We start from the raw sequence: 25,389 nt of genomic DNA on the forward strand, positions 1-25,389 counted from the left end.
AAAACAAGGAGTGAAACAATGAAAAAATTTCTTATTTTAACTATTACACTAGCCAGTATAAGTTCATTTGGATTTAAAAAATATAGTGAACCGGAATTTAAAGACTTTGAATTTAAAGTATTAATTCATGGTGGATATGATATAAAAAATAGCTTAGGGCATATAGCTTTAGATGGAGCAGGATATAAAACATTTTATGTTCCAAATATAAACACTTTGTTTAACTTAGGGGTTGGATTAGAATTTGGAAGTTCATTTAAAGCAGGACAATATAAACCATCATTTATGCCGTATGTAACAACTGAAATTGCAGGATATGTTCATGAAGATGTAAGACTTTACGGAGGAATAGATCTTGGTGCAGGATATGATGGAACTAACGGTGGAAAATCTTTAGTAGGAAAAGTTGGAGCATACATGGGACTTACATATGATGAAAGATTTACAGTTGAATTGGGAGGTAAATACCCTGGAGTTATAACTTTAGGTCTTGGTGCAAGATTTGGATATAGTCCTAAACCTAAGATAGTTGAAAAAATAGTGGAAGTTGAAAAAGTTGTAGAAAAAATAGTAGAAAAAGAAGTAATTGTTGAAAAGCCTAAAGTAATTGAAAAGAAAATTGTTGTATCTTGTTTTTCAACAGAGAAAAAATGTTTAATCCATGGATTTGCAGTTGATGGAAGAATACCTAATGAAGAAGAACAAAGACAATTAAGAGATGTTGCAAATCAAATAAATCATTTTGCAGAATCAGGTAAAATTAATATAATTGGACATACAGACAGTGATGGTTCAGATGCTTATAACAATAGATTATCAATAACAAGAGCTGAAACTGTAAGTAAATTATTACAAGAAGCAGGACTTAAAAAAGAACTGATTATAAATTCAGTAACAGGTCATGGAGAAAGAGAACCGATGGTTCCAAATACAACTCCTGAAAATAAATATAGAAATAGAAGAGTTGAACTTATATTTGAAGATGTTGTTATTAAATAAAAAATGAAGAATCCTTCAATCGGATTCTTCTTTTTATATATAGTTATTAATGTGCAAGCATATCATGAATTATGTCTTGTTTAGTGCTATTTACTGGATAATATGTAGGCCAGTGTTCTAATTCTTTTAGTAATTCTTCATGATTTTCATTACCGAAGTATAAATGGAAGTGTGAAGGTTTTGAAGGATAAATATTATGATCACTAAATTGAATATGTAAAGGAGCCCATGATACTTTTTTTGTAGCTGTAAATAAGAATCTTACACCACGATTTCCTTTTGGATATGTTAATATTCTATATCCTTCATATTTATATTCAGCAGTAACTTTTTTTCCTTTTTTATAGAAAGTTGCTTTATTACCGTTAAATACAATTTTTGTTACATCTGCTTTGTATCCATTTTTATAATATTTTTTGTATGCATCTTTATCCATTGTAGTACTTGACTTTGCTTTATGTTCCATTACAACATCAAGAGTTCCGTCTAATAAATATGGATAAACAGATTTCCATTGACCTTTCCATTCATCTAAAGTAGGTCTATCTTTAACCATAGAATCTTCAAAGAACCCTTTATATATATTGTGTTTTGTCATGTTGAATACATTAATTTGACTAGCACTTACTGCTTTATTTTGAGCATCATATATTTTATAATCAAGAGCTTCACCAGGTGCAATATCTGCATTTAAAGTATATATTCCTGCTTCTTTTACAACAAATTTAACTTCACTATTATAGTGTGCAAGTTCAATATTATATAATACATGATTTTCTAATTCAAATGTTTCTTTTTGTGCTACAGTTTTTCTATCGATTATTTTATTGTCATCATTAGAAAAGAAGATTGAAAAACTATGTTCGTGTGTATGAGGTGCCTTAATTGAATAAGTACCTTTTTCTAACATATATTTTGCTTTATATGCTACCTTTATTTCGTCACTTTTTTTCATTGTTTGGCTTTCCATATGATGATGTTCACTTTTCATCATTTTATCGCTCATAGTTTCTGCAAAAGTATAATAAGAAAATACATTTATTATACTAAGTAAAACTAGTAATTTAGCTTTTTTCATGTAAATCATTTCTCCTTGAAATTTTAATTGTAATTAATTCTATCACTATTAGCTGTAAAAAATCAATTGTGTGAAATCAGTTATTTTTTAATATATATAGACTGAATTAATAAAAATTAATGATGTAAAATTTAAAAAAAATTTAGTTAAAAAAAATATGCACTTAAAAAAGGCATACTTATTTTATTAATTCAAATTTTACATTCTCAAGTAATTCTTGATTACTTGGATATTGTTTTATTAAATCTATTAAATATTTTATAGCTTCAGCTTCATTACAATTCATTAATTTTCTTCTAAGTGTCCAAATATTTTCTAATTCATCTTTTGAATAAAGTAAATCTTCACGTCTTGTACCACTTTTAGAAATATCGATAGCAGGGAATAATCGCAGTTGTTGAAGAGTTCTATCAAGGATTATTTCCATATTACCTGTTCCTTTAAATTCTTCAAAAATAACTTCATCCATACGGCTACCTGTTTCAATTAATGCAGTTGCAATTATAGTTAAACTACCGCCATTTCTAATATTTCTAGCAGCACCTAGAAATTTTTTAGGCATGTATAGGGATTTAGGATCTAAACCACCTGATATTATTTTACCACTAGATGGAAGAACCACATTATATGAACGTGCAAGTCTTGTTAAGCTATCCATAAGAATTATGATATTTTTACCTTTTTCAACTTCAAGCTTAGCTGCTTCTAAAACTTTTTCTGTAACTTTTAAATGTTCAGCAGGATCTTCGTCAAAAGTAGCAGAATATACTTCTGCACCTTTTACATTTTCTTTTATATCCGTAACTTCTTCTGGTCTTTCATCTATTAAAAGTATCCATAAATCAACATCTTTATTATATTTTAATATATCATTTGCAAGAGAAGTTAAAAGTACTGTTTTACCTCCTTTAGGAGGAGCAACTATAAGTCCTCTTTGTCCAAAGCCTATTGGAGCAATTAAATCTATTATTCTCGAAGAAATTTCACCTTCTCCAAGTGAAATCCTTTTATTTGGATATGAAGGTATAAGGTCATCAAAGTATGGTCTGTTTTGTGCCTTATCAATAGTATCACTATTAATAAATATTATTTTAATAAGTCCATAACTTTTTTCACTGCCTATTGGAGCTCTAACTTCTCCACAAATTACATCTTTATTTCTAAGTGAAAACTTTTTAATTTGTGAAGCTGATACGTAAATATCAACATCAACAGAAGTATTTCTTAAAAATCCATAACCTTCAGGTAAAACATCTAAGGTACCGAAAGCAAATAGTTTTTCTTCATTCTGTCCCATTTTAACAGCAACGTGATTAATTAAGTCTTCTTTTATTAATGATTTATAATTTTCAATTTCGTATTTTTTTGCAAGTTCCTTTAACTTTGTTGTATTTAATTTTAATAATTCTAACATTTTATCTCCTATATAAGTTCACCATATAAAGTCCAAGTATTAGTGTGAGTTATTTTAACATCTACAAACTTATCGGTAATTTCTTTTGTTTTTGGAAACAGAACAATTTTATGTGTAGAAGTTCTACCAACTAACATATCATCATTTTTCTTGCTACTACCTTCAACTAAAACTTTAATTGTTTTTCCAATATATTTTTGACTATAATCAAAGGCAATTTTATCTTGAATGTGCATAAGTGTTTGTAATCTTTTATTTTTTACATCTTCATCAATTTGTTCTTCAAATGTATTTGCAGGTGTATTATTTCTTCTTGAATACATAAACATAAATGCATTTTCGAAACCAACTTTTTCAACAACATCTAAAGTATCAGCAAAATCTTCTTCAGTTTCACCTGGAAATCCGACAATAATATCTGTAGTAAGTGCAATATCAGGAATTTGTTCTTTAATTTTTTTAGCTAGTGTAATGTATTCTTCTTTTGTATAACCACGTCTCATTTTTTTTAGTATTTTAGTAGAACCTGATTGAAGAGGTAAGTGTAACATTCTAGATATTTTAGTATTTTCTTTTATAACTTTTATAACATCATCATTAAAATCTTTTGGATGAGGAGAAACATATTTTATCCAAAAATCTCCATCAATTTGTGTACTTTGTTCTAATAATTTAGCAAAAGTAATATTTTCATCTTTTCTAAAATCATTACCATAAGAGTTGACATTTTGACCTAAAAATAATATTTCTTTATATCCTTTTTTTACATATTTTTTTACATCTGTAAGTATTTGTTCCATAGGAACTGAACGTTCTCTACCTCTTACATGTGGAACTATACAAAATGTGCAATAGTTATTACAACCATAACTTATTGCAATAGATGCAACAATATCATTTCCAAAATCAGCGTCTATTCTTTTTGGAAGAGTATCTTTATTATTAGTTAGAATAATATTTTTCTTACCTTGTGAAATATCATCAAGTATATCCGGTAACATAGCTATATTTTGGTTTCCAAGTACTATATCAACATATGGAGTACGAGTTATGAAGTTTTCTCTTTCTTCCTGTGCTAAACAACCAGTAACTCCTATTATCATATCTTTTTTTATGTTTTTTAGCTCTTTAAGTCTACCTAATTCGCTGTACACTTTTACCGCTGCACCTTCTCTTATAGTGCAAGTATTAATCAGTACTAAATTTGCATCTTCATAATTTTCAACCATGTTATATCCATTATTTTTTAATAAATGTGTCATTTTAGCACTTTCATTGAAATTCATTTGACAACCATAAGTAATTATACAAGCTTTTTTCATTTTATTTCCTTTTTATTTGTGAAAACCAAGATCTGCTGGATTTATATCACCAGATATTTTATGAAGTTTTCCACCTTTATTTTTAAATTTTAAATATAAATCATTTACTTTATGAATTAGAGAAATTGTATCATCATCTAAATTTTCCTTGTTATATTGGCCATTAGACCAATATTTTATAACAAGTTCACTATCTCCGCATATATCTTTAACATTATATTTAATTGAGTATTTTAAAGCAATAAAAAGTCCAGTTAATTCGCCAAAATTGTTTGTTCTATTTTTTGATACATAGTAATTTCCAAACTCATTTATATGTTTAGTATCCATAATAAAGTATAAGAGACTATTTGAATGATAATCACTAACTTTTACTTCGACTCCATTTCCACGTCCAGTTCCCGCATCAAAATAAACAGCAGACTTTATAAGGGAAGACTTATCAATTTTCTTTTTTTCATATGTAGCTCCTGAATTTAACCATACATTAGCTTCATCTTCACTGTTAAATTTTTTGTATCTGGATTTTTTATTACTAATTAATTTTTTACATTCTTCCCAATCATTTACAATACCTTGCTTATTTTCTTCGGTTAAGATATATGCGTAATATGACATATTTACACCTCTAATATATTAGTTATTTCATATTTACCGGCAGATTTAACTGCTAATTTTAATGTATCATTTGAAATATTTGAATTTAATTCAACCTCTATATTTTTATTATCTAAATCTACAGTGACACTTTCAATTTCAGGTAATCCAAATAGAACACCAGATAATTTTTCAGCACATTTATTACATGTTATATCAGGTACAGTTAATATCTTTTTCATTTTGTTACTTCCTTTCAATTTATACGTAATTATATCATAAAAAATATTACTTTGTAAGAATTAGGATTTTGAAATAATGTATATAAATAGCATCGTTTTCCAAATTTTTTTCAATTAAATAAGCTATTGGAACTATTGTTTCATTACCGTTTTCTAATTTATTTTCTATAATTTTTTTGGCAAATTTAATTTGTTCGTTTTTATTTAACTCATTAGAGTAGATATATTTTATTTTTGAATATTTATTGATTTCAGTTATTTCAAAAGTTTTTTCATCTTTATCAAACAAAGTATTTCCATCTTTTTCATTTATATTTAATTGTAAATTCCATAATCTATCTTTACCGTAATAATATATATTATTTTTTTCTGATAAATTTTTAGTTGTATTGTATCTAGTTATAAGGCTTTTTTTAGTTACATCAAAAGCATTTATATATGGTGTATAAAAAACTATAATGGACAATATACAAAGAGATATAAAAATATTATTTGCTTTTATTTTATTAATTAATGCAAGTATAGTAAAAATAAGGGCAATAATTCCAAAAAATAAAGTGAAATATCTATTTTCGGTAACTCCAAATACCTTTATATTTGTAATTACATAATATGAAAGAAATATTAAAGGCAAAATATTAAATATCAATATCCATTTTTTATTAAATATGAAATATGATAAAAGCAGTGGATATGTAGAGCACAGTATTATAATAGAAGCAGCAGAATATTTAGATTGTAAAAACCCTGAAAACATAAATGAGTAAATTAAAATAAATATAGCTGTTATAAATATAATAAATAATATATTTAGATATTTTGAACTGTATTCTTTTTCATCTAAAAAGAAAAGATTAAGAAGTATTACTAAAAAAGTTAGTAAAATTTTAAAAATAAAATATATTTCTGTATTATTAAATAGCGTATAATAAGATAAATAAAAAATTAAAGTTAGAAGTAGAGAAAGAATAAAATATCCTATATAAAGTATTATCTTAATTAGAGTACTTGATGAAATTTTTTTTGCAAGATATGAAAATAGTGCAATAATAATTATTAAAACTAATTTTTTTTCACTTATTATGCTTTTATAATTAAGAGTATATATGTATAACGCAGGAATAATAGGTATAAAAAAACTTAAAAAATATTTTTTTATTATACCATTAAGAACTAAAGCATAAATTAAGGCAACTAATGAAAAAAGTATTAATTTTTCTTGAGTACCAATTTTTTCTATATACGTAGAAGTATTAATTCTATTAAAAGAAAGTGTTAAAAACATAATTGACCAAATAATAGTAGGAATTAAATAAATGTCTAATTTAATTTTTTTTAACATGCTTACCACCTTTTTTATTTTAATTATACCATATTTATAAAATAAAATGATATATCATTTATGTAAAATATATTTGACTTTTTGTAAAAAATATATTATATTTATATTGTGAAATAGTTTAATTTATAAAGAGGTGGATTGTTATGTTAAATTACTATAATTTAGGAATTATCATTGGAATGTTAGTATCTGTAATAATAGTGTATTTTATTAAAAAAAAGTATATTAATGAAAATGAATTTATTTATGATGAAAGACAACAGATTATAAGAGGAGAGGCGTATAAATATGCGTTTTTTTCAATGATATTTGCAGTATTATTTTTTTCATTATTTGAAATTAAACTTTTTGATAAAACTACAAATGTTTTTATACCGATATATATAGGAATAAGTGTTTATACTATATATTGTATATTTAATGACGCTTATTTTTATAGAAATATGAGTAAGAAAAAATATATAATCAAAATTTTTATAATTCTTTTATTTTTATATCTTACAAAAAATATATTTAAGATAAATATAATTTACATAATACTTTTATCAGTTTTACTTATTTGTTTAGTAATAAAATATTTTATTGACAAAAAAGAAGTTGATTAAATATGAAAAATATGAAATTAAAATTAGTAAGAATATCAAAAGAGTTATCTCAACAAGCACTTGCAGACTTGGTTGGTGTTTCAAGGCAAACAATAAATGCAATTGAAAAAGGAGATTATAATCCAACAATAAAATTATGTATATCAATTTGTAAAGTACTGGATAAAACATTAGATGAACTTTTTTGGCAAGATGATGAAAGTGAATAAAAAATAGCCTTTACAGGCTATTTTATTATATCTTTAATATTATTTCCTTTTTTTAGTAAAAACATATAAGGTTTTTTTATTTCAAAATTTCTGATTGCTTTATAATCAAAATATGAATAATAAATTTCATATGAATTGTCTTCAAAAACTTTAAATATCAATTTTGCTCCAACTGGGTATTTTTCAATACTATATTTATTAGGATATTTATATTTTATATTAAACATTTTCATAAGAGTAGCCAAATTAGAATCGTGACCAACAAATACACTTACCTTGTTTTTAATATTACTTAATTCATCTTTTACTAAATTATATATATTCTCTTTAGAATTATTTATATAATCGGTATTTGTAAAAATTAATTCTAAAAATTCATCTTTTGCTTTAGACATTAATTTTAAGTTACTTAAAAATTTATTACTTACAAAGATATCTTCTTTTTTAAAGCCTTCATAATATTTAAGTAAAAATAAATCACATATATCTGTTGCAATTTTTAAAGCTCCGTCAACTAATATAAATCCATCTTCATTAGCCCAAATAACTGACTTATTATTTGAAATTGTCCCTTTTTTTAGTTTAAGTATATTTTCCATTGTTTCATAAATTGTTTTTAATTTTTCATCAATAACATCAATTTTTGAATTATTAATGATTTCTTTATTTTTTAATAATAAATTGAATCTGTCATCAGTAATATCAAAAGTGTTATGCTTCATATTTATTTTAGTATCTTCATATGGTTTAAATGCTAAGGCTAAAGCTCGGGCAGTTAAATATGTTCTTTTCATAGAATTAGATAAAAAATATATTTTTTCATCTTTAATATCAAGCATTTCATTTAAATGTTGACCGAATAAATATTCGAGAGTAGAGCCTTTTAAAGTTAAATCTCCTATAGGATATTCCCAATTTGTGATACTTGAGTTATTAATTAAAGGATATCTTAAACCATGTCTACTAAATATTAAAATTTTCTTTATTTTCATTTATTTTCCCTTATTAGTTTAAATACATCTATTCTTGTTGAAATAGGATGTATAATTACATTTTTTATATTTTTTCTAATATACCAATTTTCAGTTGAGTAATACAAAGGAGCAATAATAACATCATCAATTAAGATTTTTTCAGCTTTATTAATTAACTCAAATCTTTTATTAGTATTTGTTTCATTTTCAATTGCTAAAATCAAATTTTCATATTCTTTTTGTTTCCAAATATGGTAGTTATTTTTATTTGGACGATTCCATCTATCAAGCATTGAAATTGGATCATCAAATTTAGGGCTATATGTATTTAATACTATATCATAATTGCCACTTCTTGTAAGAGCAAGTCGTTCTTTGAAAGTAACTATTTGAACATTAACTTTCAGATTTAATTTTCTTCTTAATTCTTCTTGTATAAAACTTGCTTCTTTTACTTCAGCAGTAGAGTTACCTGCTAAAAGTCTTATACTTTTACCTTCTAATAGGCTACTTTTTTTATTATCAAAAAAATATGAATTATCAGGATACATATTTCTATAACTATTAAACACAGAAGATATTACAGATTTTGCAACAGTTGATCCATCTAATTTTATATCTTTAACATATTTTTCTCTGTCAATAGCTTCATTTATTGCTTTTCTATTTTCCTTTTTACTTAATATTTCATTTTTTAAATTAAAGTCCAAATACCATATACGACCATTTTGATAGTTAATTAGTTCTTTATTTTTACGCTTTGTATCAAGGTCAAAAGGTTCAACTCTTGACATATCAATTTCATTATTTTTTATTAGATTTTCAACAACTTCAAATTTGTTTATAGTAGTGTATATGATTTTATCAATTTTTATATTTTTTTTATCCCAGTAATATCTATTTTTCTTTAAAACTATTTTGTCATCATTCATTTGAGTAATAATAAAAGGTCCATTATATAAGGCAGTTTTAAAATCATGTATATCAGTATTTATTCCATTTTTTACCGGAAATGCAATAGGCATTTTAAGTATGTGTTTAAAATATGGAGTAGGTTTTTCTAGTGTAATTATAACGGTATCATTTTTTGAAATAACACCAAGTTCATTTTCACTAACTTCTCCTTTATTATATTTCACTGCATTTTTTATTGGAAATAATAATTCAGCAAACCTTGCAGCAGTTTTTTTATTTAATGCTCTTTTAAAACCAAAAACAACGTCATCAGCAGTGACATTTGAACCGTCACTCCATTTTGCATCTTTTCTAATTTTAAATATTAGAGTATTCCCTTTTTCACTAAATTCAAAAGCCAATGCATGAATGAAATTTCCATCTTTATCCTGTCTTAATAATCCCTCATTAGTAGTAGATATAAGTTGTACTGAAAGCATTTCAGTAAATTGATGCGGATCTATAGTTTGTGGTTTATTTCCAAGATTATATACTACACTTGTTTCATTAATATTATTACAAGAAATAAAAATGAAAAATATAAGCATAGATAAAATTCTTTTAAACATACAGTTCCTTTTTAAGCTCATCTACTTTATCAAGTTCTTCCCAAGGTAATTTAATATCTTCACGTCCGATATGCCCAAGTGCAGCTAAATCTCTGTATCTAAAATTTGGAGTTCTTAGTTTAAGAGTTTTTTCAATGCCTTTAGGAGATAGATCGAATAATTTTTTTATAGTTTCTATGATTTTTTCATCATTTATATTAGATGTACCGAAAGTATCAACTTTTATTGAGGTTGGTTGACTTACTCCAATAGCATATGATAGTTGTATTTCACATTTTTTTGCAATTTTGCTTGCTACTATATTTTTAGCGATGTATCTTGCCATATATGCAGCAGATCTGTCAACTTTTGAACTATCTTTTCCTGAAAATGCCCCACCGCCATGTCTAAAGTATCCACCATAAGTATCAACTATTATTTTTCTTCCTGTAAGACCAGTATCTCCATGTGGACCACCTATTACAAATCTACCTGTAGGATTTATATAAATATGTTTTACTTTAGCTAAATCATATCCGTATTTTTCCAGAGTGGGTGCTAAAACTAGAGTTTTTAAATCTTCTTTTATTTTTTCAAGTGTAACGTCTTCACTATGTTGAACAGATAAAACAATGGAATCAATACCTATTATTTTATCGTTTTCATATTCTAGTGTTACTTGTGATTTAGCATCAGGCCTAGCCCATAAAAGAGTTTTATCTTTAGTAAGATTAGTAAGTTTGATTATTATTTCTCTTGCAAGAGTAATTGCAAGAGGCATATAATTCGGAGTTTCATCAACAGCCCCTCCAAACATTATTCCTTGATCTCCAGCTCCGCCAGTATCTACGCCCATAGCTATATCAGGGGATTGAGAATGAATAGTATTAATAATACCACAGTCATAGTCAAATCCAAGTCCAGGTATATAGCCAATTTCTTTAATTAAATCTCTAGTAGTTTTTTGTATATCTACATAAGTTTTTGTTGTGATTTCACCACCAACTAAAATAAGTCCTGTAGTAGCAAAAGTTTCACAAGCAACCCTTGAATTTTCATCTTCTTTTAAACATTCATCTAATATAGCGTCAGATATTTGATCACATATTTTATCAGGATGTCCTGGAGATACAAATTCTGAAGTGAAATAAACTTTACTCATCATAAATCACCTGTCTTCCTTCCATTGCTTTAATAAGTGTCATTATATCAGTATACTCAATATTTCCTCCCATGGGGATACCGCTTGCAATACGACTTATTTTAATATCTTTTTTAGATATTATTTTACTTAAATAAAGTATTGTTGTTTCTCCTTCAATATCCGGATTAAGTGCTAGTACGATTTCGTCAACATTATCTAGTCTTTGTATAAGGTTATCAATATTTAATTCTTTAACCCCTTTACCATTTAAAGGGTCAATTTTACCACCTAAAACATGATATAGCCCGTTATATCCACCTGCGTTTTCAAAAGCCATAACATCTCTGGTATTTTCAACAACACAAATTATTTTTTTATTCCTTTTGTCATTAGAACAAATATCACATATACCTTGTTCTGTTAAGTTATTGCATATACTACAAGGTTTAATGTTTTCATATGCAGTAGTTATAGTATCAACTAAATGTTTTACTTCATATTCATTTTTTTCAAGCAAATCAAATGCTATTCTTATAGCACTTTTTTTGCCTATACCTTGTAAGCTTGAGAAAACTTTTATCAATTCATCTAATTTATTCATAATTTTATTTTTAAAAAAAATGAAGGAACAAGTTCATTCATTTTTTTATCCTTTTATTTATTTTTATTCGCCAATTCTAGCAATTTTAAGAGTATTTGTAGTACCTGTTTCAGAAATTCCTGTAACTAGCACAATTAAATCTCCTTTTCTTATTCCTGTATAGTTTTCATCATCTGTAGTTGTGTTGCTTCCACCTGCAATTTCAAGAGCTTTTTTGAAGAAGTCTTCAGTTCTGTCTAAATCTTTAGCTAAAACAGCTCTAACTCCTCTTACTATAGCTAATTGTCTTGCTGCTTGTTCATTATCAGTTAATGCGATTATTGGCATAGTAGGATTGTATTTTCTAAGCATTTTTGCAGCTCTTCCTGTTTTAGTCCAACAAACGATTAATTTAGCATCTAATGATAGAGCAGAGTAAACAGCACTTTTACTTATTGCTTCAGTAACTGTTAATGTTTTTGGTTCAAAAGTTCTCTTTGTAACTCCATATTGGTCAGTAACAGCAGAAATTGTTGCCATTGTTCTAACTGCTTCTACTGGATATTTACCATTTGCAGATTCTCCTGATAACATAACTGCATCTGTACCATCAAGAATAGCGTTAGCAACGTCTCCTGCTTCAGCTCTTGTAGGTCTTGGATTTCTTTGCATTGAGTCTAACATTTGAGTAGCTGTAATAACAGGTTTACCTACTTCATTACATTTTCTAATCATCATTTTTTGCATAAATGGAACTTGTTCAACAGGAACTTCAACACCAAGGTCTCCTCTTGCAACCATTATACCATCTGATAATTCAAGTATTTGATCAAAGTTATCTATACCTTCTTGGTTTTCAATTTTAGAAATGATTTTAATATTTTCTCCACCATTTTCATCAAGCACTTTTCTAACAGCAGCAACGTCTGAAGCTTTTCTTATAAATGAAGCAGCTATGAAGTCAACGCCTTCTCTACAACCGAATTTAAGATCTTCAATATCTTTTTGAGCTAATGCAGGTAAGTTTACAGATACACCCGGTAAATTAACACCTTTCTTTTGACCTAATAATCCACTGTTTTTTACAGTACAGTAAATTTCAGTTCCATCAATACTGTCTACATTTAATCCTATTAAACCATCATCTAATAAGATAGTATCACCAGGTTTTAAATCTTCTGACATATTTTTATATGAAACTGCGATTCTCTTATCATCACCTAATACTGAGAAATCAGTTGTAACAGTGATTTTTGCACCTTCAACAAGTTCATATTTAACATCTCCGTCTCTAAAAGCACCAGTTCTAATTTCAGGACCTTTAGTATCTAATAGAATAGCAACGTGTTTACCTGTTTCTTTGCTTATTTCTCTTATTGTTTTAATTCTTGCACCATGTTCTTCAAAATCTCCATGTGAGAAGTTTAATCTCATAACATTCATTCCGTTTAAAACTAATTGTTTTAAAACTTCAGGTTTTTCACTTTTTGGACCTATTGTACAAACAACTTTTGTCATTTTTATTTTCATTTATATTTCCTCCTATTTTTATATTGATAGCATCATAGCTATATCATAATATTTTTGATTTTTCTTAGAATAATTTTCCCAAGCATAAGAAAGTTTATGTGATGTAATTTCTGTTTTTTCAATACCTAACATAACTCCTGCTTCTTCACCTTTATCAAGAATATTTACAGCTTCAATTCCAAGCTTAGTTGCAAGAAGTCTATCGTAAGCACTTGGTGCTCCACCTCTTTGAACATGTCCTAAAACTGTAACTTTAATATCTAATTCAGGCATTTTTTCTTTTAGTTGTTTTGCTATTTCTTCTGTTTTTCCAACACCTTCAGAAACAACAATTACATCATACATTTTACCTCTTTGTCTTCTAGAGCTTATAATTTTTTGTAAATCGTCTATGCTCCATTTTATTTCAGGTATTAGTATACCATTTGCACCGGCAGCAATACCAGCATTAAGTGCTATATCTCCACAATTTCTTCCCATTACTTCAACAAAAATCGTTCTACCGTGTGATTGAGCAGTATCACGAATTTTTGAAATAGAATCAATTACTATATTAAGAGCACTGTCATACCCTATTGTGTAATCAGTTCCTGCGATATCGTTATCTATAGTTGCTGGAAGCCCAACAGTTTTAATGCCTTGTTCTTCAAATAAGTAGTGAGCACCGTGAAATGAACCGTCTCCCCCTATAACTACTAATGCTTCTATGCCCCTTTTCTTTAAATTTTGAGCAGCACGAGCTCTAACTTCAGGGTTAGCAAATTCGGTAAGTCTTGCAGTATATAGGATAGTACCACCTTTTCCTGCGATATTTGCCACATCAAGAGGAGTCATAATATAAATGTCATCTTCTAACATACCTTTATAACCTCTTCTTATTGCGTAAACTTCCCAACCTTTATTCATAGCAGCTTTTGCAACTGTTCTTATAGCTGCATTCATTCCTTGCGAATCTCCACCACTTGTTAAAATTGCTATTTTTTTCATTTTTACTCCTTAAAAAATATATCATTTTTACATTAAATAATAACACTTTTATGTTCTTTTTTCAATAGTATATATTGTATAAATATGTTTTATATAAAAAATATCCCCAATAAAATTTATTGAGGATAAACTATTAAAATAATTCTGGTTGTGAAATTATATTTAAATCTTTATCAAGTTCAAATATTAATGGTTTACCTGTTGGTAAATTTAAATCTAATATATCTGTATCTGAAATATTTAAAAGATATTTAATAAGAGCTCTCAAACTGTTACCGTGTGCTGCTATTATTACATTTTTACCATTTTGTATATCTTTTGAAATAGTTTCATTCCAATAAGGTAATACACGTGCTATTGTATCTTTTAAGCTTTCTCCTCTAGGTAAATCAGTCATATTTGCATATCTAATATCGTTTTCAGGTAATCTTTCATCTCCGTCTTCAAGTTTTGGAGGTGCTACATCAAAACTTCTTCTCCAAATGTGCACTTGTTCATCGCCATATTTTTTAGCTGTTTCAGCTTTATTTAATCCTTGTAGAGCACCATAGTGTCTTTCATTTAATCTCCAAGTTTTGTAAACAGGAAGATAAAGTTGTTCAATTTCTTCTAATATATAATTTAGAGTTTTAATTGCACGTTTTTGATATGAAGTATACGCAACATCAAAAGTGAACCCTTGTTCTTTTAAAGTTTGCCCCCCTTTTTTTGCTTCTTCTATACCTTTTTGTGTAAGGTCTACGTCAGTCCAACCAGTGAATCTGTTTTCTAGATTCCATTGACTTTCACCATGACGAACTAAAACTAATTTCATCTTATATACTCCTTTCAGTTATTTGCTTTAAAAATTATACAATATGTATGTATAAAATTCAAGTAAAAACAAGCATTGTGTTTCATAGTGTGAAACAAATTGGAGTTGATATAAAAAAATGAAAATAAACAAATGTTTGAAAAGGCTTTAAAAATAAAAGGGACAGAAAATGTATGTAAATATGATGAAGTAATAAATTGAAAATATTTTTTAAAATATTTGATTAAAAGAGAAAAAAGAGTAAAATAATATTGTAAAGAATAATTGTAAATTTGAAAGGAAGGCTGAATATGGACGCTTGGAGAGGGTTTAAGTCAGGAAATTGGAACGAAAAAATTGATGTATCTGACTTTATTAAATTAAACTATACTGAGTATACAGGAGATGGTAGTTTCTTAGCAGGAGCTACAGATGCTACAAAGAAATTATGGGATATCTTAACACCAAAGATTAAAGAAGAAAGAGAAAAAGGTATATATGATGCTGAAACTAAAAAACCAAGTCAAATAGATGCGTATGGAGCAGGATATATTGACAAAGATTTAGAACAAATAGTTGGGCTTCAAACAGATGCACCTTTAAAGAGAGCAATCTTCCCTAATGGTGGATTAAGAATGGTTAAAAACAGTTTAGAAGCATTTGGTTATACACTAGATAAAGAAACAGAAGAAATTTATACAAAATATAGAAAAACACATAATGACGGAGTTTTCTCAGCTTATACTGAAGATATAAGACTTGCAAGAAAAACAGGTGTTGTTACAGGTCTTCCTGATGCTTATGGTAGAGGAAGAATTATAGGAGATTACAGAAGAGTTCCTTTATATGGTGTTGACTACTTAATTGAACAAAAACAAAAAGAACTTATATCATTAGATAATGATGAAATGGTTGAAGATTTAATAAGAGATAGAGAAGAAACATTTGAACAAATACAAGCATTAAAAGCATTAAAGAGAATGGCTGAATCATATGGTTATGATATTTCAAAACCTGCTACAAATGCTAAAGAAGCTGTTCAATGGCTATACTTTGCGTATCTTGGTGCAACTAAAGACCAAAATGGTGCTGCAATGAGTATAGGAAGAACTTCAACATTCTTAGATATATATATTCAAAGAGATTTAGAAGAAGGATTAATAACAGAAGAACAAGCACAAGAATATATGGATCACTTTGTTATGAAATTAAGAATAATAAGATTCTTAAGAACTCCTGAATATGATGCATTATTCTCTGGAGATCCAGTATGGGTTACTGAATCAATCGGAGGTATGGGTAAAGATGGAAGATCATTAGTAACAAAAAATTCATTTAGAATTTTACATACTTTATATAATTTAGGTCCTGCACCAGAACCAAACTTAACAGTATTATGGTCTGAAAAATTACCTATGGAATGGAAAAAATTCTGTGCACAAGTTTCAATAGATACTTCATCATTACAATATGAAAATGATGATTTAATGAGCCCACAATTTGGTGATGACTATGGTATAGCTTGTTGCGTTTCTCCAATGACTATTGGTAAACAAATGCAATTTTTTGGAGCAAGAGTAAACTTACCTAAAGCTTTATTATACGCTATAAATGGTGGTATAGATGAAATTAAAGGTATCCAAGTAACTCCAGCAGGAATGTTTGAACCAATTACATCAGAATACTTAGACTTTGATGAAGTTTGGGCTAAATATGATAAATTATTAGACTGGTTAGCAAAAACATATGTTAAAGCACTAAATATTATTCATTATATGCATGATAAATATTCTTATGAATCATTTGAAATGGCATTACATGATAGAACAATAAAAAGAACTGAAGCATTTGGTATAGCAGGACTATCAATAGTTGCAGATTCACTTGCTGCAATTAAAACGGGTAAAGTTAGAGTTATAAGAGATGAAAATGGTCTTGCAGTTGACTATGTAAATGAAGCTGAATATGTTCCATTTGGAAATAACAATGATGAAACAGATAAATTTGCAGTAGATATGGTTAAAATATTTATGAATAAAATTAGATCACATAAAATGTATAGAAATGCAATACCTACTCAATCAGTATTAACAATAACTTCTAATGTTGTTTACGGTAAGAAAACAGGAAATACACCTGATGGAAGAAGAAGCGGTAAACCATTTGGACCTGGAGCAAACCCAATGCACGGAAGAGATACAAGCGGAGCAGTTGCATCACTTGCATCAGTTGCAAAATTACCGTTTGAACACGCAAATGACGGAATTTCATACACATTTGCAATCACACCTGATACATTAGGTAAGAATAGAGAAGAAAAACAAGTTAATCTAGTAGGGTTATTAGATGGATACTTTAATCAAACAGGACAACATTTAAATGTAAACGTATTTGGTAGAGAATTACTTGAGGATGCTATGGAACATCCTGAAAAATATCCACAATTAACAATAAGAGTTTCTGGATATGCTGTAAACTTTGTAAGACTTACAAAAGAACAACAATTAGATGTTATAAACAGAACAATCTCAAGCAAGATGTAAAATATATAACAAATAAAAAAACAAAGGTGCAACATAGTTGCACTTTCGTTTTATTTTGAAAGGATAATTAGGATGAAAGGGTTTGTACATTCATTTGAAAGTTTTGGTACAAAAGATGGACCGGGAATAAGATTTGTTTTATTTGTACAAGGTTGTCCGTTAAGATGTCTTTACTGCCATAATGTAGATACTTGGAATGTAAAGGATAGAAAAAAAGAATTAGAACCTGAAGAAGTTTTTCAAGAAATATATAAAGTTAAAGGTTTTATCAAAACAGGAGGTGTCACTATTTCAGGTGGAGAACCACTAACACAACCTGATTTTATTAGAGAAATATTTAGACTTTGTAAAGAAAATGGTATTCATACAGCACTTGATACATCAGGATATATATTTACGGAAAGAACAAAAAAGGTTTTAGAAATGGTAGACTTGGTGTTACTGGATATAAAGCATATTGATCCCGACAAGTACAAGGTACTTACATCTGTAAATTTAGCACCTACATTAAAATTTGCACAATATTTAAAAGAAATAAATAAACCGGTATGGTTAAGATATGTTTTAGTGCCTGGTTATAGCGATGCAGAAGAAGATTTACATAAATGGGGGCAATATTGTTCACAATTTAAAAATGTTGAAAGAGTAGATATATTACCATTTCACCAAATGGGTGCATCAAAATGGGAAATGATGAAAAAAACTTATGTTCTAAAAAATAATCCTACCCCAACAAGAGAACAAGTAATGAAAGCAGAAGATATATTCAGGTCTTATGGATTACCTGTAAAAATGACAAATAGATAATTATTAAAATACTTTTTTTACCTATTCAATAGGTAAGGAGAGTATTTTTTTTATGCTAAATTTTTTTCATTTTTTGTGAAAGATATTGAAAATTGTTTTTGATAAAAATCAAGGTACATTAATAATGAGGAGGGAGTATGGTTAATAAAAGGCAAATTGAAATATTAGATATGTTGATTTTAAATAAAAGCTTAAGTATGGAACATTTGTCAAAATATTTTAAAGTATCTATACGAAGCATACAATATAGTATAAATATTATAAACTACTATTTATCTCAAAATTCGTTTGAAATAATTAAAATAAAAAGTGGAAATATTTTTTTAACTAATGAAAGTGAAATAATAAAAATTATAAATTTATTAAAAGAAGAAAAATCACTAAAAAGAGAAGAAAGACTCCTTATACTACAAATTTATTCAAGCTTTTCTGAAAAAGGGCTTAATATTTCAAAATTATCAAAAATGATTAATGTTTCAAGAAATACCTTAAAATCAGATATGGCAAGTATAAAAGAATATAAATTTAATTATTCAAAATCAAATGGATATTATTTAAATGTCTCAAACGATTTTAGACTTAATAAATTAATTGAAGTTTATGAAAATGACCATTTACTTAAATATATACAAAATATTATTGATGATAAATTATTTTTGAATATTGAAAAATTTATTAAAGAGATTGCGAAAAATATAATATTAAATCTTAATGAAGAAAGTTATAAAAAATTAAAAATCTTAATATATTGTCAAATAAAGTATCCAGAAAAAATGGAAAATGTATTTCACGATAATTTAATTATAGAGGAAATAAAAAAAGTATATTTAAAATATTTTAATAATTTAAATGGCTTTAATCGTATATTAGATTTTATTGTCGGAAATTCATTATACTTAAATGTCAATAGTGGTTTAGATGAGAGTTTTTTTATAAAACAAATGATTAAATTTGTTAGTGAAAAAGTAAATGTAAATTTAAATGAAGATAAAATTTTAAATAATTTTTTGCTAAGTCATTTAAAAGTTTCAATATATAGACTTAAAGAAAATATAGAACTTAAAAATCAAATATATGAGAATTTAATTTGGAATAAGGATCCTATTATATTCATAATAAAAAAAGCTGTTTGTGATATTGAAGTAGCCTTTGACATTAAATTTACAGATACAGAAATACTTTTGATTGCATATCATTTTAAAGCATCAATAAATAGAATGAGTGTATGTAACAGAAAAAAAGTAATATTAGTATGTGGATTAGGATATGGAACATCAAGAGTTTTGGAATATAACTTAAAAGAAAAATTTGATGTAGATATAGTAGATATAATGCCTGCATACATGGTGAATATTAAAACTATTAATAAACATAATATAGACTATATTTTAACTACTGTAAATTTAGAAATAGAAAATAGTATTAAGATTAATCCGGTACTAAATTATGAAGATTATAAAAAACTTGAAGAATTAGGTATAAGTAGAAAAAAAGATAAAATATTAATAAGTGAATTTTTAGATGATTTATCAACTATAAATAATTTTAATAATGATAAAGTTGCTCAAATGCTACTTAATAAATATTCTAAGTTTTTCTTTGAAAAATATAATTTAAGCTCAGAACTTTTAAATATTTTAACAAAAGAAAAATGTATTTTTAAAGATAATGTAAAAACATTGGAGGAAGCAGTAAATATTTTAGGCAATAATTTAGAAAAATTAGGTGTAACTAACAAAAATTATACAGATGAGATGTTAAAAGCACTTGAAAAATTTGGGACATATATAGTTATTTCTGAAAATGTAGCTATACCACATGCTAAAAATACAAATGGAGTCAATAAAACAGATGTAAGTATTTTAATTATTAAAGATCCAATTAAAGTAAAAGATAAAAATATAAATTTTATGCTCTGTTTTTCAAGTATTGGTAATAGTTCACATTTAGGAATAATAAATGATGTATACAAACTTATAATGATAAAAGATTTTTCTAAAAAAATTTCAAACATTAGAAATTATAAACAACTAATAGAATATTTTAAAGAGGTATTCAAATAATATAAGGAGACTTAAAATGATTTTTAATGCAAGTAATATAGAAGTGGTAGAAAGTATTAATAATTGGGAAGAAGCAATAAGAAAAGCCTCAGAAAATCTTATTAAAAATAAATATATTGAAGAAAGATACGTTGAGGCTATGATTTCGTCAGTAAAAAAATTGGGATTTTACATAGTACTGGCAGATTTAATTGCAATGCCGCATGCAAGACCTGAAAATGGTGTTTTGAAAACAGGTGTTTCGTTTTTGAAATTAAATAATGCAGTTAAATTTGGTGAAAATGATGTAAAGTTTATTTTTGTTTTAGCGGCAATAAATTCAGATTCTCACATAGATACTATAAAAGAACTTATGAAAATATTTCAAAATGAAAATAAAATGAAAAAGTTAGAAAATGTAAAAACAAAAGAAGAGATATTAGCGATTATTTAAGAAAGGATGATATTTATGAAAATTATGGCTGTTTGTGGATCAGGATTAGGTTCAAGTTTTATGCTTGAAATGAATATAAAAAAAGTTTTAAAAAATTTAAATTTTGAAGCGGAAGTTGAACATCAAGATTTGGCATCTGTTAATCAAAATAGTGCAGATATATTTGTTATGGGTAAAGATATAGCTGAAAGTTGTTCGGTTTCAAAAGATAAGATTATTATATTAGATAGTATTATTAGTATGAGTGAATTAAGTGAAAAATTAAAAAGTAAATTAAATATATAAATTGGAGGTATTTATGTTGACATTATTAAAATTTATTGTAGGAATTTTAAAAGTTCCGGCAATATTGGTAGGACTTATCGCATTAATTGGATTATTACTTCAAAAAAAATCTTTTACAGACATAGTAAAGGGAACAATTAAAACAATAATGGGATTTTTAATTTTATCAGCAGGTGCAGATTTAATTGTTTCATCACTAGCACCTATGGGTCAAATGTTTGAACATGCTTTTTCAATACAAGGTGTTGTACCTAATAATGAAGCTATAATTTCACAAGCATTAAAAGATTTTGGTACACCAACAGCCCTTATAATGACACTTGGAATGGTTGCTAATATATTAATTGCTAGATTTACTCGTTTAAAATATATCTTTTTAACAGGGCATCACACTTTATACATGGCATGTATGATAGCAATAATGTTACATGTTGCAGGATTTTCAGGAATTAGTTTAGTTATTTTAGGTTCTGTTATACTAGGAATAACTATGGCAGTATTTCCAGCATTAGCACAACCTTTTATGAAGAATATAACAGGTGAAAATTCTATAGCATTTGGGCATTTTTCAACTCTTGGATATATTTTATCTGGTTATATAGGAAAAGTTGTTGGAAAAAATTCAAAATCAACAGAAGAAATGAAATTGCCTAAAAATTTGAGTTTTTTAAGAGATAGTTCTATTTCAATTTCTATAACAATGATGTTTATTTATGTTATTTTAGCAATATTAGCAGGAAAAAATTTTGTTACTAATCTTTCAGGTGGAGATAATTATATAATTTTTTCAATACTTAAAGCTATAGCATTTGCTGGTGGAGTATTTATTATACTTCAAGGTGTGAGATTAATTTTAAATGAAATAGTACCGGCATTTACAGGTATTTCTGAAAAATTAGTTCCTAATGCAAAACCAGCACTTGATTGTCCTATAGTATTTCCATATGCACCAAATGCTGTTTTAATAGGGTTTATATTTAGTTTTTTAGGTGGAATAGTAGGACTATTTATTTTAGGTGCAATAAATTCAGTTCTTATACTACCGGGAGTTGTTCCTCATTTTTTCTGTGGTGCAACAGCAGGTGTATTTGGTAATTCAACAGGTGGTAGAAGAGGAGCTATGATAGGTGCATTTGCTAATGGATTATTATTAACTTTTTTACCGGCAATACTTTATCCTGTACTAGGTGCTTTAGGTTATGCAAATACAACTTTTTCAGATGCTGATTTTGCAACATTAGGTATAATATTAGGTTATTTATCAAAAAATTCGTTTATTATAATCTTACTTACAGTATTTACTGTAGTATCTTTAGTTATGTATAATTTTTTTATAAAATCAAAGAATAAGGAATAAATAATATGAAAGATACAAAAATATTTGCCAGAAAAATACGTATAAATATTTTGAAAATGTTAATAAATTTGGGTTTTGGACATTATGGTGGTTCATTATCTTGTGTTGAAACATTAGCAGTTTTATACAACGAAGTAATGAAATTTGATCCAAATAATCCAAATAGTTGTGAAAGAGATTATTTAGTGCTTTCTAAAGGACATGCAGGTCCTGCACTTTATGCAACTTTAGCTTTAAAAGGATTTTTTCCATTAGAAGATTTGCTTACATTAAATATTAATGGGACAAATTTACCTTCACATCCGGATAGATTAAAAACAAAAGGTGTTGATATTACAACAGGTTCATTAGGTCAAGGAATATCAATTGCATCAGGAATAGCAAAGGCATTAAAAATACAACAAAAAGAAAATAGAGTTTTTTGTATTATTGGTGATGGAGAAGCTCAGGAAGGTCAAGTATGGGAAGCTATGCAATTTATATCACACAATAAGCTAAATAACATGACTATATTTATTGATTACAATAAACAACAGTTAGATAGATATTTAAATGAAATTTGTGAACCTTTTTCTTTTGTTGAAAAAGCGAAATCATTTGGATTAGATGCAGTTATGATAAAAGGTGATGATATAGATGAAATTAGAAAATATTCAAAAAATATAGGGAATAATCCTATGGTAATAGTTCTTGATACTGTAAAAGGACAAGGAATTAAATTCATAGAAAAGTTTAATGGTAATCATCACATAAGAGCAAATGATAAAATACAAAAAGAATTAGAAAAAGCGTTGGAAGAACTAGAAAGTAGTGATAACTAATGTATAAAGTTTATCAAGGTGAAGCAGAAAAAGAAAATATAGAACTTAGAAAAGTATGTGTAGATAAATTAGATGAGTTTTTAAATAATGATGAAAAAGTTGTGTATTTAGATGCAGATTTAATGGGATCTTTAGGAAGTTATAACCTTAAAAAATATGGTGATAGAGTAATAAATTGCGGTATAATGGAAGCACAAGAAGTATCAGCAGCAGCAGGAATGTCATGTTTTGGAATGAAACCATTTATACATACATTTACAGCGTTTGCAAGTAGAAGATGTTTAGATCAAATATTTATTTCTTCGCTTTATCAGAAAAATCCTATGGTTGTTATAGCATCTGATGCAGGAATTAGTGCTGTACATAATGGTGGTACACATATGTCGTTTGAAGATATGGGAATTATTAGAGGCTTAACTGATACAGTTGTTATAGAACCTACGGATTCTAATGTATTAAAATGTGTTCTTGATGAAGTGTACAATAATTTTAATAAATTTTATTGGATAAGATTAACAAGGAAATCAGTTTTTAAAGTATATGAAGATGGTTCTAAATTTAAAATAGGAAAAGCTAATGTTTTACAAGAAGGAAAAGATGTTACTATAATTGCAATAGGAATGATGGTAAAAAATGCACAAATAGCTGCAAAAATGCTAGAAAAACATTCTATAACAGCAACAGTAATAGATTCATTTACGTTAAAACCTCTTGATAAGGATACGATAATAAAGTATGCAAAAAAATCAAAGCTAATTGTAACAGCTGAAAATCATAGTATAACAAATGGTTTAGGTTCGGCAGTTGCAGAAGTTTTATCTGAAAATTGTCCAACAAAATTAGTAAGAATAGGAGTTTTAGAAAAATTTGGTCAAGTAGGTACATTAGATTTTTTAGAAAAAGAATATAAATTAAGGGCTGAAGATATATATGAAGCAGTAATTAATAATTTTTAAAATTTAAAAGATGAGCTAATTTCAAAAAAAATTTTGTAAATTAGTTCTCTTTTTTTATTATTGCAATTATTATGAAAATACAGTAAAATGTAAATTATAAATAATATTCAAAAAGTATGGATATATTCAAAAGAAAGGAAGTGCAATAGTTTGAATGATGGTGTGTTGTTGGACATAAAAAAGCTTAGTACAAGTTTTCGTATAAAAGATGTTTATTATAATGCAGTTGACAATGTAGATATAAGCTTAAGACGTAATGAAGTTTTGGCAATAGTTGGAGAATCAGGGTGTGGAAAAAGCACACTTGCAACATCTATTATAGGACTACATAACCCAATTAATACGAAAATTGACGGAGAAATTAATTTCCAGAATAAAAACTTAGTAGGTTTAAATGAAAATGAATATAATAAAATAAGAGGAAATAAAATAGGAATGATATTTCAAGATCCTTTATCAGCTCTAAATCCACTAATGAGAATTGGAGAACAAATAGAAGAAGGTTTGTTATATCATACAAATTATAACAAAGAAGAAAGAAAGCAAAAAGTGCTTGAACTGGTTAAACAAGTTGGTATACCTAATCCAGAAAGAGTTATAAGAAGATTTCCGCACGAATTATCAGGAGGAATGCGTCAAAGAGTAATAATTGCAATTGCACTTTCATGTAAACCTGACATATTAATTTGTGATGAACCTACAACAGCACTTGACGTTACAATACAAGCACAAATACTTGATTTAATAAGACAATTAAAAGATGAAATAAAAGCAGGAATAATATTAATAACACATGATTTAGGTGT

General features: G+C 26.9%; 25 protein-coding genes. 12 read left to right on the forward strand and 13 right to left on the reverse strand.

The features are described from left to right. The first annotated feature begins 18 nt into the window (after positions 1–18). A complete protein-coding gene (locus AWT63_RS01860; RefSeq protein WP_068267978.1) occupies positions 19–999 on the forward strand; it encodes an OmpA family protein in 981 nt (326 codons plus the stop codon). Between the two features lie 46 nt (positions 1,000–1,045). On the opposite strand, the gene AWT63_RS01865 is transcribed toward AWT63_RS01860, so the two are convergent. The 6 genes from AWT63_RS01865 to AWT63_RS01890 form a co-directional block, all read right to left on the reverse strand. Next, entirely contained in the window at positions 1,046–2,077 is a 1,032-nt protein-coding gene (locus AWT63_RS01865) for a ZinT/AdcA family metal-binding protein (protein WP_068267979.1), read from the reverse strand. Positions 2,078–2,255: 178 nt separating this feature from the next. Then, positions 2,256–3,491, reverse strand: coding sequence for a transcription termination factor Rho (gene rho, locus AWT63_RS01870; protein ID WP_068267980.1), 1,236 nt, complete (start codon positions 3,489–3,491; stop codon positions 2,256–2,258). Positions 3,492–3,499: 8 nt separating this feature from the next. Further along, a complete protein-coding gene (miaB, locus tag AWT63_RS01875) occupies positions 3,500–4,813 on the reverse strand; it encodes a tRNA (N6-isopentenyl adenosine(37)-C2)-methylthiotransferase MiaB (RefSeq protein ID WP_068267981.1) in 1,314 nt (437 codons plus the stop codon). Positions 4,814–4,825: 12 nt separating this feature from the next. Further along, on the reverse strand, positions 4,826–5,431 hold the full coding sequence (locus AWT63_RS01880; RefSeq protein WP_068267982.1) for a ribonuclease H family protein: 606 nt from the start codon (positions 5,429–5,431) through the stop codon (positions 4,826–4,828). 2 nt (positions 5,432–5,433) lie between these two features. Next, positions 5,434–5,652 carry a heavy-metal-associated domain-containing protein gene (locus AWT63_RS01885; RefSeq protein WP_068267983.1) on the reverse strand — a complete coding sequence of 73 codons (219 nt, stop codon included), beginning with the start codon at positions 5,650–5,652 and terminating at the stop codon, positions 5,434–5,436. Positions 5,653–5,698: 46 nt separating this feature from the next. After that, positions 5,699–6,994: a DUF4153 domain-containing protein gene (locus tag AWT63_RS01890; protein WP_068267984.1), complete on the reverse strand. Its 1,296-nt coding sequence runs from the start codon at positions 6,992–6,994 to the stop codon at positions 5,699–5,701. A 143-nt stretch (positions 6,995–7,137) separates the two neighbouring features. Between AWT63_RS01890 and AWT63_RS01895 the strand changes: the two genes are divergently transcribed. After that, entirely contained in the window at positions 7,138–7,599 is a 462-nt protein-coding gene (locus AWT63_RS01895; RefSeq protein WP_068267985.1) for a hypothetical protein, read from the forward strand. A gap of 11 nt (positions 7,600–7,610) precedes the next feature. Beyond that, a complete protein-coding gene (locus AWT63_RS01900; RefSeq protein WP_269431475.1) occupies positions 7,611–7,808 on the forward strand; it encodes a helix-turn-helix transcriptional regulator in 198 nt (65 codons plus the stop codon). A 17-nt stretch (positions 7,809–7,825) separates the two neighbouring features. Here AWT63_RS01900 and AWT63_RS01905 read toward each other — a convergent pair whose 3' ends face one another. The 7 genes from AWT63_RS01905 to gpmA form a co-directional block, all read right to left on the reverse strand. Further along, positions 7,826–8,800, reverse strand: coding sequence for a histidine phosphatase family protein (locus AWT63_RS01905; protein ID WP_068267987.1), 975 nt, complete (start codon positions 8,798–8,800; stop codon positions 7,826–7,828). Beyond that, complete coding sequence (locus AWT63_RS01910; RefSeq protein WP_068267988.1) at positions 8,797–10,305, reverse strand: peptide ABC transporter substrate-binding protein; 1,509 nt, start codon at positions 10,303–10,305, stop codon at positions 8,797–8,799. Before AWT63_RS01910 ends, AWT63_RS01905 begins: the two co-directional genes overlap by 4 nt. Then, positions 10,298–11,449: a methionine adenosyltransferase gene (gene metK / locus AWT63_RS01915; RefSeq protein ID WP_082680417.1), complete on the reverse strand. Its 1,152-nt coding sequence runs from the start codon at positions 11,447–11,449 to the stop codon at positions 10,298–10,300. Before metK ends, AWT63_RS01910 begins: the two co-directional genes overlap by 8 nt. After that, positions 11,439–12,029: a recombination mediator RecR gene (gene recR, locus AWT63_RS01920; RefSeq protein WP_068267990.1), complete on the reverse strand. Its 591-nt coding sequence runs from the start codon at positions 12,027–12,029 to the stop codon at positions 11,439–11,441. Before recR ends, metK begins: the two co-directional genes overlap by 11 nt. A 63-nt stretch (positions 12,030–12,092) precedes the next feature. Beyond that, positions 12,093–13,538, reverse strand: coding sequence for a pyruvate kinase PykF (gene pykF, locus AWT63_RS01925; RefSeq protein ID WP_197407520.1), 1,446 nt, complete (start codon positions 13,536–13,538; stop codon positions 12,093–12,095). An 18-nt stretch (positions 13,539–13,556) separates the two neighbouring features. Further along, positions 13,557–14,525 (reverse strand): 6-phosphofructokinase, encoded by a 969-nt coding sequence (gene pfkA / locus AWT63_RS01930; RefSeq protein WP_068267991.1) that lies wholly within the window; start codon positions 14,523–14,525, stop codon positions 13,557–13,559. 133 nt (positions 14,526–14,658) lie between these two features. Next, positions 14,659–15,339 (reverse strand): 2,3-diphosphoglycerate-dependent phosphoglycerate mutase, encoded by a 681-nt coding sequence (gpmA, locus tag AWT63_RS01935; RefSeq protein WP_068267992.1) that lies wholly within the window; start codon positions 15,337–15,339, stop codon positions 14,659–14,661. 290 nt (positions 15,340–15,629) lie between these two features. On the opposite strand from gpmA, the gene pflB reads away from it, so the two are divergent. The 9 genes from pflB to AWT63_RS01980 form a co-directional block, all read left to right on the forward strand. Further along, complete coding sequence (pflB, locus tag AWT63_RS01940; protein WP_068267993.1) at positions 15,630–17,861, forward strand: formate C-acetyltransferase; 2,232 nt, start codon at positions 15,630–15,632, stop codon at positions 17,859–17,861. Between the two features lie 72 nt (positions 17,862–17,933). Then, entirely contained in the window at positions 17,934–18,668 is a 735-nt protein-coding gene (pflA, locus tag AWT63_RS01945) for a pyruvate formate-lyase-activating protein (protein ID WP_068267994.1), read from the forward strand. Positions 18,669–18,805: 137 nt separating this feature from the next. Further along, positions 18,806–20,731, forward strand: a complete 1,926-nt coding sequence (locus AWT63_RS01950) for a BglG family transcription antiterminator (protein ID WP_068267995.1) — start codon at positions 18,806–18,808, stop codon at positions 20,729–20,731. Between the two features lie 16 nt (positions 20,732–20,747). Further along, positions 20,748–21,164: a PTS sugar transporter subunit IIA gene (locus AWT63_RS01955; protein ID WP_068267996.1), complete on the forward strand. Its 417-nt coding sequence runs from the start codon at positions 20,748–20,750 to the stop codon at positions 21,162–21,164. Between the two features lie 15 nt (positions 21,165–21,179). After that, positions 21,180–21,449 (forward strand): PTS sugar transporter subunit IIB, encoded by a 270-nt coding sequence (locus AWT63_RS01960; protein WP_068267997.1) that lies wholly within the window; start codon positions 21,180–21,182, stop codon positions 21,447–21,449. A 13-nt stretch (positions 21,450–21,462) separates the two neighbouring features. Continuing rightward, positions 21,463–22,806: a PTS ascorbate transporter subunit IIC gene (locus AWT63_RS01965; RefSeq protein ID WP_068267998.1), complete on the forward strand. Its 1,344-nt coding sequence runs from the start codon at positions 21,463–21,465 to the stop codon at positions 22,804–22,806. Between the two features lie 5 nt (positions 22,807–22,811). After that, complete coding sequence (locus AWT63_RS01970; protein ID WP_068267999.1) at positions 22,812–23,627, forward strand: transketolase; 816 nt, start codon at positions 22,812–22,814, stop codon at positions 23,625–23,627. After that, complete coding sequence (locus AWT63_RS01975) at positions 23,627–24,583, forward strand: transketolase family protein (RefSeq protein WP_068268000.1); 957 nt, start codon at positions 23,627–23,629, stop codon at positions 24,581–24,583. The genes AWT63_RS01970 and AWT63_RS01975 overlap by 1 nt, the downstream gene beginning before the upstream one ends. Before the next feature lie 150 nt (positions 24,584–24,733). Then, positions 24,734–25,389 (forward strand): ABC transporter ATP-binding protein (locus tag AWT63_RS01980; protein ID WP_156414485.1); only part of this gene is annotated, 656 nt, incomplete at its 3' end.

It is taken from the genome of Caviibacter abscessus (genome assembly GCF_001517835.1).
GTDB classification, from domain to species: Bacteria; Fusobacteriota; Fusobacteriia; order Fusobacteriales; family Leptotrichiaceae; genus Caviibacter; species Caviibacter abscessus.

What these genes read in the sequence shown, in the direction of transcription:
- AWT63_RS01860 (WP_068267978.1), top strand. Translation starts at nt 19, where the DNA reads ATGAAAAAATTTCTTATTTTAACTATTACACTAGCCAGTATAAGTTCA.
- AWT63_RS01865 (WP_068267979.1), bottom strand. Translation starts at nt 2,077, where the DNA reads ATGAAAAAAGCTAAATTACTAGTTTTACTTAGTATAATAAATGTATTT.
- rho (WP_068267980.1), bottom strand. Translation starts at nt 3,491, where the DNA reads ATGTTAGAATTATTAAAATTAAATACAACAAAGTTAAAGGAACTTGCA.
- miaB (WP_068267981.1), bottom strand. Translation starts at nt 4,813, where the DNA reads ATGAAAAAAGCTTGTATAATTACTTATGGTTGTCAAATGAATTTCAAT.
- AWT63_RS01880 (WP_068267982.1), bottom strand. Translation starts at nt 5,431, where the DNA reads ATGTCATATTACGCATATATCTTAACCGAAGAAAATAAGCAAGGTATT.
- AWT63_RS01885 (WP_068267983.1), bottom strand. Translation starts at nt 5,652, where the DNA reads ATGAAAAAGATATTAACTGTACCTGATATAACATGTAATAAATGTGCT.
- AWT63_RS01890 (WP_068267984.1), bottom strand. Translation starts at nt 6,994, where the DNA reads ATGTTAAAAAAAATTAAATTAGACATTTATTTAATTCCTACTATTATT.
- AWT63_RS01895 (WP_068267985.1), top strand. Translation starts at nt 7,138, where the DNA reads ATGTTAAATTACTATAATTTAGGAATTATCATTGGAATGTTAGTATCT.
- AWT63_RS01900 (WP_269431475.1), top strand. Translation starts at nt 7,611, where the DNA reads ATGAAATTAAAATTAGTAAGAATATCAAAAGAGTTATCTCAACAAGCA.
- AWT63_RS01905 (WP_068267987.1), bottom strand. Translation starts at nt 8,800, where the DNA reads ATGAAAATAAAGAAAATTTTAATATTTAGTAGACATGGTTTAAGATAT.
- AWT63_RS01910 (WP_068267988.1), bottom strand. Translation starts at nt 10,305, where the DNA reads ATGTTTAAAAGAATTTTATCTATGCTTATATTTTTCATTTTTATTTCT.
- metK (WP_082680417.1), bottom strand. Translation starts at nt 11,449, where the DNA reads ATGATGAGTAAAGTTTATTTCACTTCAGAATTTGTATCTCCAGGACAT.
- recR (WP_068267990.1), bottom strand. Translation starts at nt 12,029, where the DNA reads ATGAATAAATTAGATGAATTGATAAAAGTTTTCTCAAGCTTACAAGGT.
- pykF (WP_197407520.1), bottom strand. Translation starts at nt 13,538, where the DNA reads ATGAAAATAAAAATGACAAAAGTTGTTTGTACAATAGGTCCAAAAAGT.
- pfkA (WP_068267991.1), bottom strand. Translation starts at nt 14,525, where the DNA reads ATGAAAAAAATAGCAATTTTAACAAGTGGTGGAGATTCGCAAGGAATG.
- gpmA (WP_068267992.1), bottom strand. Translation starts at nt 15,339, where the DNA reads ATGAAATTAGTTTTAGTTCGTCATGGTGAAAGTCAATGGAATCTAGAA.
- pflB (WP_068267993.1), top strand. Translation starts at nt 15,630, where the DNA reads ATGGACGCTTGGAGAGGGTTTAAGTCAGGAAATTGGAACGAAAAAATT.
- pflA (WP_068267994.1), top strand. Translation starts at nt 17,934, where the DNA reads ATGAAAGGGTTTGTACATTCATTTGAAAGTTTTGGTACAAAAGATGGA.
- AWT63_RS01950 (WP_068267995.1), top strand. Translation starts at nt 18,806, where the DNA reads ATGGTTAATAAAAGGCAAATTGAAATATTAGATATGTTGATTTTAAAT.
- AWT63_RS01955 (WP_068267996.1), top strand. Translation starts at nt 20,748, where the DNA reads ATGATTTTTAATGCAAGTAATATAGAAGTGGTAGAAAGTATTAATAAT.
- AWT63_RS01960 (WP_068267997.1), top strand. Translation starts at nt 21,180, where the DNA reads ATGAAAATTATGGCTGTTTGTGGATCAGGATTAGGTTCAAGTTTTATG.
- AWT63_RS01965 (WP_068267998.1), top strand. Translation starts at nt 21,463, where the DNA reads ATGTTGACATTATTAAAATTTATTGTAGGAATTTTAAAAGTTCCGGCA.
- AWT63_RS01970 (WP_068267999.1), top strand. Translation starts at nt 22,812, where the DNA reads ATGAAAGATACAAAAATATTTGCCAGAAAAATACGTATAAATATTTTG.
- AWT63_RS01975 (WP_068268000.1), top strand. Translation starts at nt 23,627, where the DNA reads ATGTATAAAGTTTATCAAGGTGAAGCAGAAAAAGAAAATATAGAACTT.